A 15,539-nucleotide genomic window follows, 5' to 3' on the forward strand; every position below is an offset into this window, starting at 1 on the left:
GTCCGGATACGGCGACGCGGCACGGGAGAGGGATGTGACGGCGACACACACGCGGTTGCGGGCAGCGGCGGCGATGTGGGCCGTCGGCGTCGGGGACGTACTCCGGCTGGTGTCACTGCCCGTACCCCTGCTCTCCGCCGCCGTGTCGGGGGCCTTCGCCGGCGGGGGGACCCGGCGCTGGTTCGGCGGGCGCGGCGAGAGCGTCCGGGCCGGCGCGCAGGCCGCGAAGGACGCCGCGGCCGCGGCCTTCTACGAGCTGGACAGCGCCCAGCGCGATCTGCGGATCTCCATCGAGACGATCACCGCCGTCGACGATTCGCCGTCGACCCGGCGGGCGGTCGAGGGGTTCGCCGCCATCGGGCGGCGGATCGACGAGGCCAGCGGGCGTTACATCACCGCCGTCGACACCCATGATCTCGACCGGGACGATCTCGACACCTCCGTCGCCGCCCGGGCCAGGACCGAGCTGGACCGGGCCAGGGACGAGCTGGTCGCGGTCAAGGGGGAGCTGGACCGGTTCGGGGAGGGGCTCGGGCCGCTGCTCGACAAGGCCGAGACCCAGCTCGCCCGGCTGGTGCCCGCCGTGGAGCGGGCCAGGGCCGCCCTGCTCGCCGCCAGCAACGCGCTGGACGCCGTACGCGGCTCGGGGATGCGGGCGGACGATCTCGCCGCCCGGCTGGCGCGGCTGGCCCCCGAGCTGACCAAGCTCAACCAGGGCGCGGGCCGGCACGGGGTGAGCGAGACCCTGCACCGGGCCGATCAGGTGCTGCGGGAGGCGGAGGCGGTACGTGCCGAGGCAGAGCGGCTGCCCGCCCTCGCCGCCGACATCGACAAGCGGCTGGTGTCCCTGCGGACCCGGGCCCAGGCCCTGACCACCCGGGCCGAGGGCGTGGAGCCGGTACTGAGCGAGTTGCGCCGCCGCTACTCCGCCGCCTGCTGGCAGGACCTCCAGCCGGTGCCGGAGCAGGCCGCGGCCGATGTCCGGCTGGCGGAGCGGCGGCTGGCCGAGGCCGCCACCGCCCGGGACGAACAGCGCTGGGCCGATGTCACGGCCCTGCTGGGCACCGTCCGGGCCCTGCTGAACACCACCGACGAGGCGGTCTCCGCCGCCCGTGACCGGCTGACCAGGCTGGACGCCGTCGCGGCGGACCAGCGGCCGGAGATCGACCGCACCCGGTTCGCGATCCGGGACGCGCAGCGGCTCGCCATGACCGGGCGGGACCGGCCCGACCCCCGGCACGCCCGGCCGCTGGACGACGCCGTGGCCCGGCTCGACCGCGCGGTGGAGTCGCTGGAGGGCCGTCATCCGGACTACTGGCGCTTTCTGACCGAGACGGAGGCGGTCCGGCGGACCGCCGCCCGGGTCGTGGACCAGATCCGCGAGGAGCGGGCCCAGCAGTAGGGCCCGTACGGAAGGGACCGGGCCCCCGCCGGGGCCGTGCGTCTGGCCCGTGCGTTGAGCCGTGCGTTTGAAGGGATCGCGTCGCGGGCGGATGCTGGGAGGTACGAGTACGCGTCCCGTACCCGAGGAGGCCGACGATGGCCGCACACGCACTGCCCCGCAAAAGCCCCTCCCACCAGCGGCGGAGCCGTCCGCGGACCGTGCTGGACGAGCATCTGCCCGTCGATCACCGGCTGAGCCGGGTCTATCGGATCGGCGCGGGCGTGATGGGTGCCTTTCTGCTCGTCTTCGGGATTCTGGGGCTGATCGACAAGATCGGCTTCTTCAATACCGAGGGCGCCACCGTCGCCGGGCTCAACACCAACGGCGCGCTGAGCGTGCTGTCGATCTGCGCCGGAGCGCTGCTCCTCTTCGGGATGGTCAGGGGCGGCAACTTCGCCTCGACGCTGAACATGGTGCTCGGGGTCCTCTTCATCGCCAGCGGGTTCATCAACCTGGCGCTGCTGGACACCGACTTCAACCCCTTCGCGTTCAAGATCCAGAACGTGTTGTTCAGCTTTGTCGTCGGGCTGCTGCTGATGTTCTTCGGGATGTACGGCCGGATCAGCTCGACCCTGCCGCACGACAACCCGTACTGGAAGGCCCGGCATCCCCGGGAGGCGGAGGCCGAGGAACGGGCCGCGCGGGCCCGGGGGTCGGCGGTTTCCACAGGTGTCCACGAATCGGGTGGCGGCGCGTAGCCTGGGTCCATGCCGCGCTACGAGTTCCGCTGCCGCACCTGTGACGACACCTTCGAGGTGGACCGCCCGATGGCCCGCTCCGGCGAGCCCGCCGACTGCCCGGAGGGGCATGCCGACACGGTCAAGCTGCTCTCCGCCGTCGCCGTCGGCGGTACGGCCGCCGGGGCCGCCCCCGCGCCCTCCGGAGGCGGCGGTGGCGGTGGCTGCTGCGGTGGTGGCTGCTGCGGCTGACCCTCGGGGGCCCCGGCCCCGGGCTCAGCTCCCCAGGAACCGCAGGACGGCCATCACCCGGCGCGAGTAGCCCGATGTCCGGGTCAGCTCCAGCTTGTCGAAGATCGCGTTGATGTGTTTCTCGACCGCGCTCTGCGAGACGTGGAGCCGATCGGCGATCGCGCCGTTGGCGTGCCCCTGGGCCATCTCGGCGAGGACGTCCCGTTCCCGGGCCGTCAGCCGGGCCAGTGGATCGGTCCGGCTGCTGCGGGCGAGCAGCCGCCGGACGACCTCCGGGTCGAAGGCGGCATAGCCCCGGGCCACCCGGTCCAGCGCGTCCAGGAACTCGTCGATCTCGACGACCCGGTCCTTGAGCAGATAGCCGACGCCCCGGGTCTCGCCGCTCAGCAGTTCGTTGGCGTACCGGCGCTCCACGTACTGCGACAGCACCAGGACCCCGACGCCGGGCCACCGGCGGCGGATCTCCAGGACGGCGCGCAGGCCCTCGTCGGTGTGGGTCGGGGGCATCCGGACGTCGGCGACCACCACGTCCGGCGGCGGCCCGGCCGCGACCGCCGCGATCAGCGCCTCGCCGTCGCCGACGGCGGCGGCGATCTCATGGCCCTCCTCGGCGAGGAGCCGTACGAGCCCCTCCCGCAGCAGGGTCGAATCCTCGGCGACGACTATGCGCACGGCAACTCCGCGGTGATGGTGGTGGGTCCGCCGGGCGGGCTGAGGACCGCGAACCGGCCGTCGAGGGCGGCGACCCGGCGGGCGAGACCGGTCAGTCCGCCGCCCGCCGGGTCGGCGCCGCCCCGGCCGTGGTCCTCGACGGTGAGCCGCAGCCGGTCCGCGTCCCGGCGGACGCGGACGGTGATCGTGGTGGCCCCGGCGTGTTTGACGACATTGGTGACGGCCTCGGAGACGACGTAGTACGCGACCGTCGCGGCCCGCCGTCCGGGCGGGTCGCAGTCGTCGTCGTAGCCGAGGTCGACGGGGAGCGGCGTGCGTTCGGCGATGCTCTCCAGCGCCACCAGGAGTCCGGCCTCGTCCAGTACGGCCGGGTGGACCCGCCAGGCCACCTCGCGCAGTTCGGCGAGTGCCCGCCGGTTCTCCTCCAGCGCCTGCTTCAGGAGGCGGTCGGTGCGGTCGGGGTCGTCGCCCCGGCGGGCCCGGCCCAGCAGCATCCCGAGGGCGACAAGACGCTGCTGTACGCCGTCGTGGAGATCGCGTTCGATCCGGCGGCGCTCCTCGTCGACGGCGTCGACGACGTCGGAGCGGCTGGTGGCGAGCTGGTCGATCCGCCGTCTCAGGGCCTCGTGCGGCGGCGCCCCGAGGACATGGCGGGCCAGCCGTTCCTCCAGCAGTACGGTGCCGTAGACGCCCTGGGCCGTGAGGACCAGCAGAAACGCGCCGAGCGCCCCGGTCGCCACGACCTCCAGCGGATAGTCGATGGGCATCACCAGCCAGCCGAGGACGCCGACGGAGAACCAGAACAGTCCGACCCCCATCAGTCCGGTGATCACCCCGCCGAGCAGTCCGAGGGGCAGGCGGTACGCGGCGTACCGCAGTGCCCGTTCCGGCGGGAAGTCCGCCGGTGGCCGGATTCCGCAGAACCGGTCGAGTCGGCCCAGCTCGACCCGGGTGATCAGGAGGGCGGGGGCGGTGAGCGCCGCCCGGACGGCCAGGCGGGCCCGGGGTACGGCGAGTACGGCGAGGAGGACCAGTCCGGCGGGGAGGGCGGCGAGCAGCACGGCGACGGCGGTGACGGCTCCGGCCGCCAGGCCGGCCGTGGACCGGACGCCCCGGAGGGCGAGGTGCCGCAGGGCCCGCGGGCCGCCCGGAAAGCCGGTGGAAGTTCCGATATGACCGGAATCACGGGCATCGTGAATGCGCTGGACATCCCGGGTTTCCGGGCTTCCGGCACCGGCCCTCACCGCCCCCGGGTCCCCCGAGCCGGTATGATCTTTCACGTCTCCGCCCACCCTCCCGTCCCCGTCTTTCCCGGCGACCGCTTCCGTCCGATCAACCTATGCGTCGCATCCGATCGGCACACTGCGGTAAACCGCAGGTCAGTGTGAGGGAGGCTTCAGTCTCCCTTCAGCTCGGGGTCATTACCTTGAAGGCATGGACCCCATGATCGTGAACGCCGCCGAGCCGCTGGAGAGCAGTGCCCCGGGCTGGATCAACAGCCTCATGGACACCCTCGGCGCCCCTGGCGCGGGTATCGCCATCGCCCTGGAGAACCTCTTCCCGCCGCTGCCGAGTGAGGTCATCCTGCCGCTGGCGGGCTTCGCCGCCAGTACCGGTCAGATGAATCTGATAGCCGCCCTGATCTGGACCACGGTCGGTTCGGTCGTCGGCGCCTGGGCGCTGTACGGCGTCGGGGCGGCGCTGGGGCGCGACCGGACGATCGCGATCGCCTCCAAGCTGCCGCTGCTGAAGATCTCGGACATCGAGAAGACGGAGGCGTGGTTCGCCAAGCACGGTCCGAAGGCGGTGTTCTTCGGCCGGATGATCCCGATCTTCCGGTCGCTGATCTCGGTCCCGGCCGGGGTGGAGCGGATGTCCGTCCCGCTGTTCCTGGTCCTGACCACGATCGGCAGCGCGATCTGGAACACCATCTTCGTGATGGCCGGATATCTGCTGGGCGAGAACTGGGAGTCCGTGACGGGGTACGTCTCCACGTACTCCAAGGTCGTCCTGGTCTTCGCGGTGCTCGCGGTGATCGGCTTCTTCGTGGTGCGGATGATGAAGTCGGGTTCGGGCAGCCGCCGGGCCTGAGCCGGTACGCCGGTCATGGCGAAGGGGCCGCTCCCGAGGGGAGCGGCCCCTTTCGGCTCTCCGTACGGGCGGAGACGCTACGGCGCCAGGAACCTGCGGAGGATCTCCTCCCCCGCCGCCACCCCGGTCTCGGCCAGCGCCTCCACCTTCGGTCCGGTCCAGCCGCTGTCGGCGAGTTCGCCGTGGCCGGGCCGCCAGGCCCGGTCGGCCGCCAGCAGCAGATCCGCGTCCAGCAGGGAGTCACCGGCGGCCAGGATCTCGGTGGCCCCGGTCCGCCGGGCCACCTCCTGTACGGCCGCGCTCTTGGTGAGCGGCCTGGGGACGGCGTAGATCTTCCGCCCCTGGAGGGAGACCGTCCAGCCGCGCGGACCGGCCCAGTCGGCCAGCTCCCCGACCCAGCCGTCCGGCAACTGAGCCCGGTCGACCACGAGGTAGGCGAAGAGGTCCTCGGCGATCCGCTCCTTCAGCAGCCAGGCCGGGTCGGCGGCGGCCAGCAGATGGCCGCGGACCTCGGCGAGCGACGCGCACTCGTCGGTGATCCTGGCGGCGACCGCCCGCCGCCAGGACGGGTCGGAGACGCCGTCGACCAGCAGATGGCCGCCATTGGCGCAGACCGCGTACGCGGGCGGCGGTCCGGGCAGCCGGATCCGGCCGTACTGCTCCCGGGTGCGGGTGGTGCTGGGGACGAAGACGGTCTCGGCGGCGAGCCTGGCCAGCAGTCCGGCCGCGGTCTCGGTGACGTACGAGAGCGGCTTCGACTGGTAGACCTCCAGACACAGGAGCCGGGGCGCGAGCGCGTCGGGCCCGTCGAGTCCGAGGGCGGCGGCGGAGTAGATCAGCGTACGGTCCAGGTCGCTGGCGACCAGCCGGACGGCGCGGGAGCCGGTGGTCACGGCGCGGTCACCGCCTTGCCGTCGGCACCGGTGGCGCCCCGGGTGTAGCGGGGGTGGATCAGCCCGACACAGCTGTACGGCAGCTCGCCGACCTCCTCGACGGGCACCCCCCGCTGCTCGGCCAGCAGCCGGACGTGGTCGAGATCGGCTCCCGCCCCGGCCCGGGCGAGGATCTTCCACGGGACGCGGCGCAGCAGGACCCGGGTGGTCTCGCCGACGCCCGGCTTGACCAGGTTGACATCGTCGATGCCGTATTCGCGGCTGATCCGCTCCACGGCCGCCCAGCCCTCCCAGGTGGGGGTGCGGTCGGTCGCCAGCAGCTCCTTGACCTCGGTGTCGACGGCCCCGGCGACCTCGTCGAAGCGGGCCGCGACGGTGTCGACGAAGTGCCGGGAGACATCGGCGTCCAGGAGTTCGCGGTAGAACTTGGCGCCGTGGTAGTCGTCCGGGCCGACCAGGTCGGCCCGGAGCACGGTCCGCGATATCAGCCCGGAGACGGTGGAGTTGAGACAGGCCGAGGGGATCAGGAAGTCCTCCCGGGTGCCGTAGGTGGAGACACAGCCGCCGGGGTCGGCGAGGACCGCGATCCGGGGGTCGAAGCCGTCGAATCCGGCGATCGCGGCGGCCAGCTCCCGGGTGATGGCGCCCTTGCCGGTCCAGCCGTCGACGAAGACGGCATCGGCCGGGTCGTGGTGGTCGCGGAGCCAGCGCAGGGCGTTGGCGTCGATGCCCCGGCCGCGGACGATGGAGACCGCGTAGTGCGGCAGGTCGAGGCCGTGCCGCCGCCGGGCCCAGCGCCGCATCAGTACGCCGACGGGGGTACCGGCCCTGGCCAGGGAGACCAGCACGGGGCGCGGGGAGCGCTCGGCGAGCACGGTCTCGGTGACGGTGCCGACCGCGCGGGCGATCCGGGCGGCGGAGTCGTCCAGGGCACGCTGGAAGAGGCGCTGGTAGTCGGCGCTGGGCTGGTACTCGACCGGCAGCGACTCGGCGTAGTGCGCGCCGCCGCTCTGGACGGCCTCCTCGCGCTCCTCGGTCGGGGCCTCCAGGGCGACGTCGGAGAGGTCCTGGAGGAGCCAGCCGACGTCATCGGGGTCGTAGGAGGAGAAGGCGGGGCCGCGCAGCGGCTCGGACAGCATGGCGGGCCCTTCGGGAGCGGTTCTCGGCGCCGGTACGTGGCTGGGCACCACGGCCAGCAGGACGTGCGGGGTGTGCTGGGCGAGCGCCGCGAGCAGTCCGCCGGGGGCGTACAGCGCCGGGGTGTCGGCGGTGGAGTCCACCACGGCGACGACCGCGTCGAAGCCGGCGCCCGCGACGTTGTAGGCGTAGCGGTCGCCGGGGCCGTCGGCGGGGTCGTCGTGGGCGGGGAAGGTGATCCTGGTGCGGATCGCGTAGCCGGGGTCGTCGACGGCGAGGACCGGCGAGCGGGTGGTGGTGGAGTACCGCACCTCGGCCCCGACGGCGCTCTCCAGACCGGCGGCCAGCCGCAGCGGGGCGTACATCAGCTCCTCGAAGCCGAGTACGAGGATCCGTCCGGTGTCGCGTACGGCGTCGGGCAGGGCGGCGGCGACGGCCCCGGCCAGGTCGGGCAGGGCGCGGTCCAGGGTCTCCCGGTGGGCCGGGAGGAAGCCGTGACGGCCGCCGTCGGGGAGCCCGGCGGGCCAGGGCAGGATCACCCGCCGGACACCGGTGGCGGCGGGCGCGGGGCCGGGTTCCGGGGCGGACCAGCTCTCGACCAGCGCCCGGCCCTTCTCCAGGACGCCCTCGGGGAGGGTGACCGTACCGGAGGCGAGGGCGATCAGATCGACCCGGGCGCCCAGCTCGGCGGCGAAGGCGGTGAGCCGGTCGCGGTCGGCCGGGGAACGCATGTCGACCAGGGCGACGACGACGTAGTGGTCGCGGGGGAAGCTCTCGTGGACGGCCCGGATGGTGTTGAGGACCGTGTTGCCGGTGGAGAACTCGTCGTCCACCAGGACCAGCGGGCCCGGGCGGGCCAGCAGCTCGGGGTCCTCGGGCAGCAGGAGGTGGGACGAGTGGTGGGAGTGGGCCTCCTCGAAGCCGCCCGCCGCCGCCACGGACGGTATCGGGCGGCGGGTGGAGTGCAGATAGGGCGCGAGGCCCACCCCGTCGGCGACCGCGTGGCCGAGACCGGTCGCGGTCTCCGCGTAGCCGAGGACGACGGCCCGGGCCGCCTCCCGGTCGCCGATCAGCTCCCTGACCCGTACGCCCAGGTCGTGTCCGGCGCCGTAGACGACGGCCGGGGACCGGGGAACGTGCTTGCCCAGCACATTGGAGACGAGCAGATGGGCCCGTTTGGGGTTGCGGCGCAGGGCCATGCCGAGCAGGGACCGCAGCCGCTCGTCCCCCTCAAGACCGACGCCGAGCCGCTCGGCGACCCATCGTCCCGACCACACCATCGCGTCCGTTCCCTCCGTCACTGCCGTTTCCGCCGTCCCTGCCGTCACTGTGGCTTCCGTCGTTCGCGCTGGTGTCGCCGTTGTCGGCGCTGTCTGCTGCATCGGCGCCGTCTGCTTCGATGACGTTGATGTCACAGAGGCACCGCCAAGGGGCGCGCCGGGGCCGCGGCGGCGCCCGGCGCCGTACCTCCGGTCATGAGGCCGCGTGCCCGGCCCTGAGCAGCTCCACGAAACCGACGTCCTCCCGGGCCACACCGAAGGCCGCCGCCCGCAGCAGGGTGCGTTCGGCCCAGGCGCGGTGCGGCTTCACCTCGTTCATCTTGTTGGTGTACGCGGAACGCAGCACCCCGCCGCCGCCCCGTTCGGGGCGCAGGATGTCCTGTGCGTCGGAGAACTCCTCGTGGCTGACGACCGAGAGCGCGTGGACGGGCAGCACATGCGAGGGGTGGATACAGGTCTTGCCGGTGAGCCCGTTGGCCCGGTCGAGTTCGATCTCCCGGAGCAGCCCGTCGAGGTCGTGCTCGATCAAGGTGGTCCGCAGTTCGTCGGCCCGGCCCTCCATGAAGGGGCTGCGGCGGAGCTGGGGCTTGAACATCCGCTCCTGGAGCCGGAAGTACTCCCAGACGGGGCCGGTCACCGTGTAGCCGGTGCCGTCGGCCCGGCCGAGGACATTGACGACGTCGGCGATCACCGAGGCGACGATCTGGACGTCGTACGCGGTCATGTCCGGCGAGCGGCGCAGCCCGTAGGCGGAGCAGAAGTCGGTGACCCCGAGCCGGAGGGCGAGGACCCGGTCGCGGTACTTGTCGACGGTGCCGGCGATCCCGGCGAGGGCGCCAGCCCGGGTCTCCAGATGCAGCAGTTCGGGGGATTCCAGGACGGGCATGGCGAAGAGGCGGTGGCCGCTTGCGGCCTCGGCCGCGGTCAGGGCCTCCAGGAAGGGCGTACCGCGTTCCTCGGTGAACTTCGGCAGGACGAAACCGGAGAGCTGCCGAATCGATTCTCCGAACCGTTTTGCCAGGTCGGGGATCTGTCCGGGCTCCCGGACCCGGATGAAGAGCAGCGGCAGCGCGGCCCCGGCCGCCGCCCGGGCGTCGAGCTCGGCGAACTGCCGGACGAGATTCTCCTCGGCGGCCGGGACCTCGGAGTCGGCGATGGAGTCCTCCAGGCAGACCACCATCGAGACCACACCGTGACCGGCCTGCTTGAGGACGTCGTCGGCGAGCCGGGGCCGGGTCGCCGGGCTGTAGAGGGTGGCCCCGAGGGCGGCGGCGAGCACCCGGGCCGAGGAGCCCGCGGTGAATTCGATGGGCTCCCGGTGGAACAGACGCTGCCGGACGGCAGGAGACAGCTGCCCGAAATGACGCATGTGGTTCCCCCGAGACTGATGGCGGCCTGCCCGACTGACGTGGCCGGTAATAGTACGTAGAACAGCATGGCGCGGGTTCCCCGCCCCGATGAACACCGGGTTACCCCGGCACGTCCTTCCGGTGTACGGCGCCGGGGCCCACCCCCCTCGGCCCGGGCGCCGCCCGCCCGGCCGTGCTCCCGCGTTGTCCGTCCGGCCCCGGGGGAGGCAGGATGGCGGACATGACGCACGCGATGGTGAAGGGCTCCAACGTGGCGCTGGACGCCGCGGCCGTACGGGTGGTGCTGCGCTGGACGCCCGGCCCCGGCGTCCCCGACGTGGACGCCTCCGCGCTGCTGCTCGGCGCGGACGCCCGGGTCCGCTCCGACGAGGACTTCGTCTTCTACAACCAGCCCCGGCACCCGTCCGGCCTGGTCCGGCGGCTGTCGAAGAAGCGCGTCGGGGAGCGGCTCACGGACACCGTCGAGGCGGATCTCGCGGCGCTCGACCCCTCCGTCGACCAGATCGTGCTCGCCGCCTCCTCGGACGGCGACACCTTCCGGCTGGTGACCGATCTGCGGATCGCGCTCTACGACGCCGGGGCCGCGGGCGGCGAACCGCTCGCGGTCTTCGACGTCCGGCCCGAGACGGGCCAGGAGAACGCGATCATCTGCGGTGAGCTGTACCGGCGCGGGGACGCCTGGAAGTTCCGGGCGGTGGCACAGGGCTATCCGACCGGTCTGGTGGGTCTTGCGACCGCGTTCGGGATCTCGGTGGACGAGGCCGAGCCGGAGACCGGGCCCGGTCCGGGGCAGGCGGCGGCTCCTCCGGCCGTACCCGCCGCCGCTGCCGCCGCACCGGCCGCACCCGCGCAGGGCGGCGTACGGGTCCCGCCGCCGCCCGCGCATCCGCCCGCGGCCGTACCCGCCGCCGCCCGGACCGGAGCCCGGGCCGCCGCCGACGGCTATCCCCTGCCGCAGCCGTCCGGCGCGCCCGCGCCCGGCCGGGAGTTCCGGATGCCGCCGATGGGTCCGCAGTTCGTCCGCTCCTGAGCGGCCCGCCGTCCCCGGACCGGTCGCCGACTCAGCACCGGCCGCCGCCGGACCCGTACCGATGGCCGGTCCCGGGGCGACGGCGGCCGGGGCGGTTCCGTACGGCCCCGGGGCCGCTACGCCTTGCTCTTGTAACCGCGGCCCCATTGGAGGCCCCATCCGTAGAGCCGGTCGAGCTCTGCCTGGAAGCCGTAGACGAATTTCACCTCACGGCGGACGACCAGATTCCCCTTGGTGTTGTCCAGACTGAACACCGCGCAGGAGCGGGCCTGCGGGGCCCGTTCGTCCAGTTCGACCTCGACCCGGGGGCCGCTGCTGGGATAGAGGGTGACCAGGGCGTGCGTCCGGTCGAACGCCGGGGTCTGGTCGTAGATGTAGACGAAGAAGAGCAGCCGCTTGATCTCTTCGTGATGATCCAGATTGACATAGATCGTCTCACCGGAGCCGGAGCCGAAGCGGTCGTCGCCGCTGCCCTTCACATAGGGCGCCTCATGGGTGGAGCCGAGGAAACCGCCGAGGGGCTGCACCACCCCCTTGGTGCCGTCGGCCAGCTCGTAGAGACAGCCGAGGTCGAGGTCGACATTGACCATGCCCTGGGTATGGGCCTGGACCACCTCGGGTTTGAAGAGCTGGAGCGGCCGGCGCAGCAGCTGGCCGCTCTGCCGCGAGCGGCCCTCGATGTCCGAGGTCCGCATCCGCCAGGAGAGATTGACCCGCAGATGGCCGCTGGCCGCACCCTGTTCGATCAGGGAGACCGTCGGCCGTCGTTTGGTCAGTGAGATCGTGTTCGCCGCGGCGGTGCCGACGTCGAACTGGTTCGCCCTGCCCCGCAGGAGACCGTCCCAGAAGGCCATGTGTCGCCCACCCCCAAGTGGTGTGTCGGTGGACCGTGCCGTGGTCCACGGACCGTCCGTCGGTTCCCCCCGTCCCGCTCTCCCCGCCGTCACGCGGCGCGCGGGCGCCGCGCGGGGCGGCTCCGGAGCCCGTTGCCCCGGGAACCGCCCCGCAGAGAGAGTTCCGCAATCAGCCGGTCGTCACACCCCGGCCCCGGAGTGTGGCCGGGGCTTTTCGGCCTCCAGTGCGACGGCCCTGTTGCGCTGGATCGAGGACCAGAAGGACCAGGCGATCAGCAGGACGCCGACGGAGCCGGTGATGAACTCGTTGATCTCGAACCGGATGGTGATCAGCAGCAGGGCGGCGAGCGCGCCGATGGCGTAGTGCGCGCCGTGCTCCAGATAGACGTAGTCGTCGAGGGTGCCCTCGCGGACCAGGTAGACCGTGAGGGACCGGACGTACATCGCGCCGACACCGAGGCCGATGGCCATCAGGACGATGTCGTTGGTGATGGCGAAGGCGCCGATGACCCCGTCGAAGGAGAACGACGCGTCGAGGACCTCCAGGTAGAGGAACATGAAGAAGGCTGCCTTGCCGCCGACCTGGAGGACGGTGACCTGCTTGCCGCTCTTACGGGCGGCCTCCTCGGCCTCGTGCTCCCGCTCCTCCGACTCCTCCAGCTTGTTCTCGAAGTAGCCGGAGAGTCCGCCGACGATGAGATAGGTGATCAGACCGCCGATTCCGGCCAGCAGCACGGTCTCGGTCTTGTCCTGGGCACCGCTGTGGGTGTGGGCCTCGGGCGCCAGGTAGATCGCGCTCAGCAGCAGCACGACCAGGGCGACGCAGACCGACAGCATGTCGACCTTGCCGAGCTTGGCCAGCGGGCGCTCCAGCCAGCCCAGCCACTTGATCTCGCGGTCCTCGAAGACGAAGTCCAGGAAGATCATGAGCAGGAACATGCCACCGAAGGCGGCGATGGACGCATGGGCGTCCGTGACCAGCTCCTCGTACTTGTCCTTGTCGTTGAAGGCCAGTTCGACCGCCTCGATCGGGCCGAGGCTGGCCGAAAAGGCGACGATCACGACGGGGAAGACGAGTCGCATACCGAAGACGGCGATGAGAATGCCGATGGTGAGGAAGATCTTCTGCCAGAAGGCATTCATCTTCTTCAGGATTCCGGCGTTGACCACCGCGTTGTCGAAGGAGAGCGAGATCTCCATGATGCAGAGGATCGCCACGAGCCCCAAGGCGGCCCAGCCGCCGTAGAACACCGCCGCGACCAGACCGAGCGCGGTGACCGCGAACGACCAGCCGAAGGTTTTCAGAACCACTGCTACCCAATCCTGTTAGGTGGGGTCCCCCGAAGTCCCCCGGGCAGTCCGTGGGAGGGTTCGCCCCGCACGGCCGGGGCGGGGCGCAACCCCCGCCCCGTGTGCGGCTTTACGAGACATTGACCCCGAAGTCTAGGGCGATCCCCCGCAGTCCAGACGCGTACCCCTGACCGACCGCGCGGAACTTCCACTCTCCGCCGTAGCGATACAGCTCGCCGAAGATCATCGCGGTCTCCGTCGAGGCGTCCTCACTCAGGTCGTAGCGGGCGAGTTCCTGGCCGTCCGCCTGATTGACCACTCGGATAAAAGCATTGCTGACCTGGCCGAACGCCTGACCCCGCTGCTCCGCGTCATGGATCGAGACCGGAAAGATGATCTTGTCCACGGCGGCCGGGACCAACGTGAGGTCCACGATCAGTGATTCGTCATCACCGTCACCATCACCGGTGAGATTGTCGCCGGTGTGCTCCACGGAGCCCTCGGGGCTCTTGAGGTTGTTGTAGAAGACGAAGTACTCGTCGCCCAGTACGCGGCCGTTCCCGCAGAGCAGCGCACTGGCGTCGAGGTCGAAGTCGGCTCCGGTGGTGGAGCGCGCGTCCCAGCCGAGGCCGATGAGTACCTGGGTGAGATTCGGCGCGGCCTTGGAGAGGGAGACATTGCCTCCCTTGGCGAGTGTGACGCCCATGAATTGGTCCTCCCCACAATGACCTGTGTCGTCGTCGGATGCCCCCGGGCCCTTCGGCGGGCCCGGAAGGTACGGGGCCCCCGCCCCGTACCCGACCCGCCTCGGGGCGCGACCACCGGCCGCGTGAGGCACGTCCGGCGCCGCACGAGAGGTGCGGCGCCGGACGGTTGTCGCTCTGTTCGGACTGCTCCGTCCGGTCCGACCGTCCGCCGGTGCGGACCGCCCGACTGTTCGAACCGCCCGACCGTTCGAACCGTTCCGCCGGGAACGGTGTTCGGACGCCGGTGCTCAGACGTTGACGCCGAAGTCCTGGGCGATACCGCGCAGACCGGAGGCGTACCCCTGTCCGATGGCCCGGAACTTCCACTCCGCGCCGTTGCGGTACAGCTCGCCGAAGACCATCGCGGTCTCCGTCGAGGCGTCCTCGGTCAGGTCGTAACGCGCCAGCTCGTTGTTGTCGGCCTGGTTGACCACGCGGATGAACGCGTTGCGCACCTGGCCGAAGGACTGCTGGCGGGTCTCGGCGTCATAGATGGAGACCGGGAAGACGATCTTGTCGACCTCGGCGGGCACACCCGCCAGATTGACCTTGATCTGCTCGTCGTCGCCCTCGCCCTCACCGGTGAGGTTGTCACCGGTGTGCTCCACGGAGCCGTCGGGGCTCTTGAGGTTGTTGAAGAAGACGAAGTTGCCGTCCACGGCGACCTTGCCCTGGTCGTTCGTCAGCAGGGCGCTGGCGTCCAGGTCGAAGTCCGCACCGGTGGTGGTACGGATGTCCCAGCCGAGACCGACCGTCACGGCGGTCAGTCCGGGCGCGGCCTTGGTCAGCGAGACGTTGCCGCCCTTGCTGAGGCTGACTCCCACGAGTCCCTCCATTGGTGTCCAGGGGCAGCGCCCCCGTCATGCTTTTCGTGTCGGATCAACGAGCCGATCCTAGTGACCGGGCCCCTTGTGGCACAGGCTTTCGGCCGGGTGGACGTCCGATCCGCCCCGGAACCGGACCCGGGCCCGAACCCGGGCCCCCGGCGTCCACCGGAGCGGCGCCGGGACGCCCGCGGGATCAGAGAGTCTCCAGCGCCTTGGTGTACTCGTTCAGGTCGCGGGCGTCCGGCAGCGCGTTCACGACGCTCCAGCGGACGGTCCCCTCCTTGTCGATGACGAAGGTGCCGCGCACGGCGCAGCCCTTCTCCTCGTCGAAGACGCCGTAGGCGCGGGAGACCTCGCCGTGCGGCCAGAAGTCGGAGAGCAGCGGATACTCCAGACCCTCCTGCTCGGCGAAGACCCGCAGGGTGTGCATGGAGTCGTTGGAGACGGCCAGCAGCTGGGTGTTCTCGTTGACGAAGCGGGGCAGCTCGTCCCGGAGCGCGCACAGCTCACCGGTGCAGACGCCGGTGAAGGCGAACGGGTAGAAGAGGAGAACCACGTTCTTCTCGCCCCGGTAGTCGGCGAGCCGGACGGTCCGGCCGTGGTTGTCCTTGAGGGTGAAATCGGGCGCCTTGGTGCCGACCTCGATGGCCATGACGTGTGGGTTCCTTCCGCCGGTCCCGTTCGGTCGTTCGAGTGCCGTCCGGGCGGCGGTCGCGGCGCGGGGCCGCCCGGGTGACGGTCCCCACCCTAAGCGGACCGGTCGGGCGCCGGCCGGGGCCCCCTGGGGCCGGGCGGTACGGCTCCGGCTCCGGGCGCGGCCGTACGGCTCCGGGCCCGGCCAGGGCGGCCAGGCGGGCGGGGCGGCCAGCGGGCGGGGCCGGGAACGGGCGGACGCGCGGGCCGCACCACGAAGAACTCCCGCGCGAACCCCTCGATGTCGCCGACGCCCAGCCGGGGCACCCGCTCCCCCGTCCCC

General features: G+C 71.8%; 15 protein-coding genes and 1 pseudogene. 5 read left to right on the forward strand and 11 right to left on the reverse strand.

Translation table 11 applies throughout. The features are described 5' to 3' along the window. The first annotated feature begins 34 nt into the window (after positions 1 to 34). The 3 genes from ABZ714_RS25140 (at position 35) to ABZ714_RS25150 (ending at position 2,373) form a co-directional block, all read left to right on the forward strand. The gene (locus ABZ714_RS25140; protein ID WP_358827579.1) at positions 35 to 1,402 is read left to right on the forward strand and encodes a hypothetical protein; all 1,368 of its coding nucleotides are present in this window, start codon (positions 35 to 37) and stop codon (positions 1,400 to 1,402) included. Between the two features lie 137 nt (positions 1,403 to 1,539). After that, complete coding sequence (locus ABZ714_RS25145) at positions 1,540 to 2,142, forward strand: DUF4383 domain-containing protein (RefSeq protein WP_358827580.1); 603 nt, start codon at positions 1,540 to 1,542, stop codon at positions 2,140 to 2,142. A 9-nt stretch (positions 2,143 to 2,151) separates the two neighbouring features. Beyond that, on the forward strand, positions 2,152 to 2,373 hold the full coding sequence (locus tag ABZ714_RS25150; RefSeq protein ID WP_358827581.1) for a zinc ribbon domain-containing protein: 222 nt from the start codon (positions 2,152 to 2,154) through the stop codon (positions 2,371 to 2,373). 24 nt (positions 2,374 to 2,397) lie between these two features. Here ABZ714_RS25150 and ABZ714_RS25155 read toward each other — a convergent pair whose 3' ends face one another. Further along, positions 2,398 to 3,045: a response regulator transcription factor gene (locus tag ABZ714_RS25155; RefSeq protein ID WP_358827582.1), complete on the reverse strand. Its 648-nt coding sequence runs from the start codon at positions 3,043 to 3,045 to the stop codon at positions 2,398 to 2,400. After that, complete coding sequence (locus tag ABZ714_RS25160; RefSeq protein ID WP_358827583.1) at positions 3,036 to 4,106, reverse strand: sensor histidine kinase; 1,071 nt, start codon at positions 4,104 to 4,106, stop codon at positions 3,036 to 3,038. The genes ABZ714_RS25155 and ABZ714_RS25160 overlap by 10 nt, the downstream gene beginning before the upstream one ends. A 382-nt stretch (positions 4,107 to 4,488) precedes the next feature. Between ABZ714_RS25160 and ABZ714_RS25165 the strand changes: the two genes are divergently transcribed. Continuing rightward, a complete protein-coding gene (locus ABZ714_RS25165; protein ID WP_358827595.1) occupies positions 4,489 to 5,136 on the forward strand; it encodes a DedA family protein in 648 nt (215 codons plus the stop codon). A 77-nt stretch (positions 5,137 to 5,213) separates the two neighbouring features. On the opposite strand, the gene ABZ714_RS25170 is transcribed toward ABZ714_RS25165, so the two are convergent. From ABZ714_RS25170 to ABZ714_RS25180, 3 genes are all read right to left on the reverse strand, one after another. After that, a complete protein-coding gene (locus tag ABZ714_RS25170) occupies positions 5,214 to 6,029 on the reverse strand; it encodes an HAD family hydrolase (RefSeq protein WP_358827584.1) in 816 nt (271 codons plus the stop codon). Continuing rightward, positions 6,026 to 8,446 carry a phosphoribosyltransferase gene (locus ABZ714_RS25175; RefSeq protein WP_358827596.1) on the reverse strand — a complete coding sequence of 807 codons (2,421 nt, stop codon included), beginning with the start codon at positions 8,444 to 8,446 and terminating at the stop codon, positions 6,026 to 6,028. Before ABZ714_RS25175 ends, ABZ714_RS25170 begins: the two co-directional genes overlap by 4 nt. A 193-nt stretch (positions 8,447 to 8,639) precedes the next feature. Further along, a complete protein-coding gene (locus ABZ714_RS25180; protein ID WP_358827585.1) occupies positions 8,640 to 9,815 on the reverse strand; it encodes an HpcH/HpaI aldolase/citrate lyase family protein in 1,176 nt (391 codons plus the stop codon). 221 nt (positions 9,816 to 10,036) lie between these two features. Between ABZ714_RS25180 and ABZ714_RS25185 the strand changes: the two genes are divergently transcribed. Further along, complete coding sequence (locus tag ABZ714_RS25185; protein ID WP_358827597.1) at positions 10,037 to 10,846, forward strand: TerD family protein; 810 nt, start codon at positions 10,037 to 10,039, stop codon at positions 10,844 to 10,846. A 116-nt stretch (positions 10,847 to 10,962) separates the two neighbouring features. Here the strand turns inward: ABZ714_RS25185 and ABZ714_RS25190 are convergent, their stop codons facing one another. From ABZ714_RS25190 to ABZ714_RS25215, 6 genes and pseudogenes are all read right to left on the reverse strand, one after another. Beyond that, positions 10,963 to 11,700: a Tellurium resistance gene (locus ABZ714_RS25190; protein WP_358827586.1), complete on the reverse strand. Its 738-nt coding sequence runs from the start codon at positions 11,698 to 11,700 to the stop codon at positions 10,963 to 10,965. A 180-nt stretch (positions 11,701 to 11,880) separates the two neighbouring features. After that, the gene (locus ABZ714_RS25195; RefSeq protein WP_358827587.1) at positions 11,881 to 13,011 is read right to left on the reverse strand and encodes a DUF475 domain-containing protein; all 1,131 of its coding nucleotides are present in this window, start codon (positions 13,009 to 13,011) and stop codon (positions 11,881 to 11,883) included. A 109-nt stretch (positions 13,012 to 13,120) separates the two neighbouring features. Continuing rightward, positions 13,121 to 13,696: a TerD family protein gene (locus ABZ714_RS25200; RefSeq protein ID WP_358827588.1), complete on the reverse strand. Its 576-nt coding sequence runs from the start codon at positions 13,694 to 13,696 to the stop codon at positions 13,121 to 13,123. A gap of 288 nt (positions 13,697 to 13,984) precedes the next feature. Beyond that, positions 13,985 to 14,560 (reverse strand): TerD family protein, encoded by a 576-nt coding sequence (locus ABZ714_RS25205; protein WP_358827589.1) that lies wholly within the window; start codon positions 14,558 to 14,560, stop codon positions 13,985 to 13,987. Between the two features lie 196 nt (positions 14,561 to 14,756). Then, positions 14,757 to 15,215 carry a peroxiredoxin gene (locus tag ABZ714_RS25210; protein WP_358827590.1) on the reverse strand — a complete coding sequence of 153 codons (459 nt, stop codon included), beginning with the start codon at positions 15,213 to 15,215 and terminating at the stop codon, positions 14,757 to 14,759. Positions 15,216 to 15,310: 95 nt separating this feature from the next. Next, positions 15,311 to 15,539 (reverse strand): annotated as a pseudogene (locus ABZ714_RS25215) (hypothetical protein); the annotation flags it as partial.

Origin of the sequence: Streptomyces sp. NPDC006798 (assembly GCF_040635975.1) — a bacterium.
Classification (GTDB): domain Bacteria; phylum Actinomycetota; class Actinomycetes; order Streptomycetales; family Streptomycetaceae; genus Streptomyces.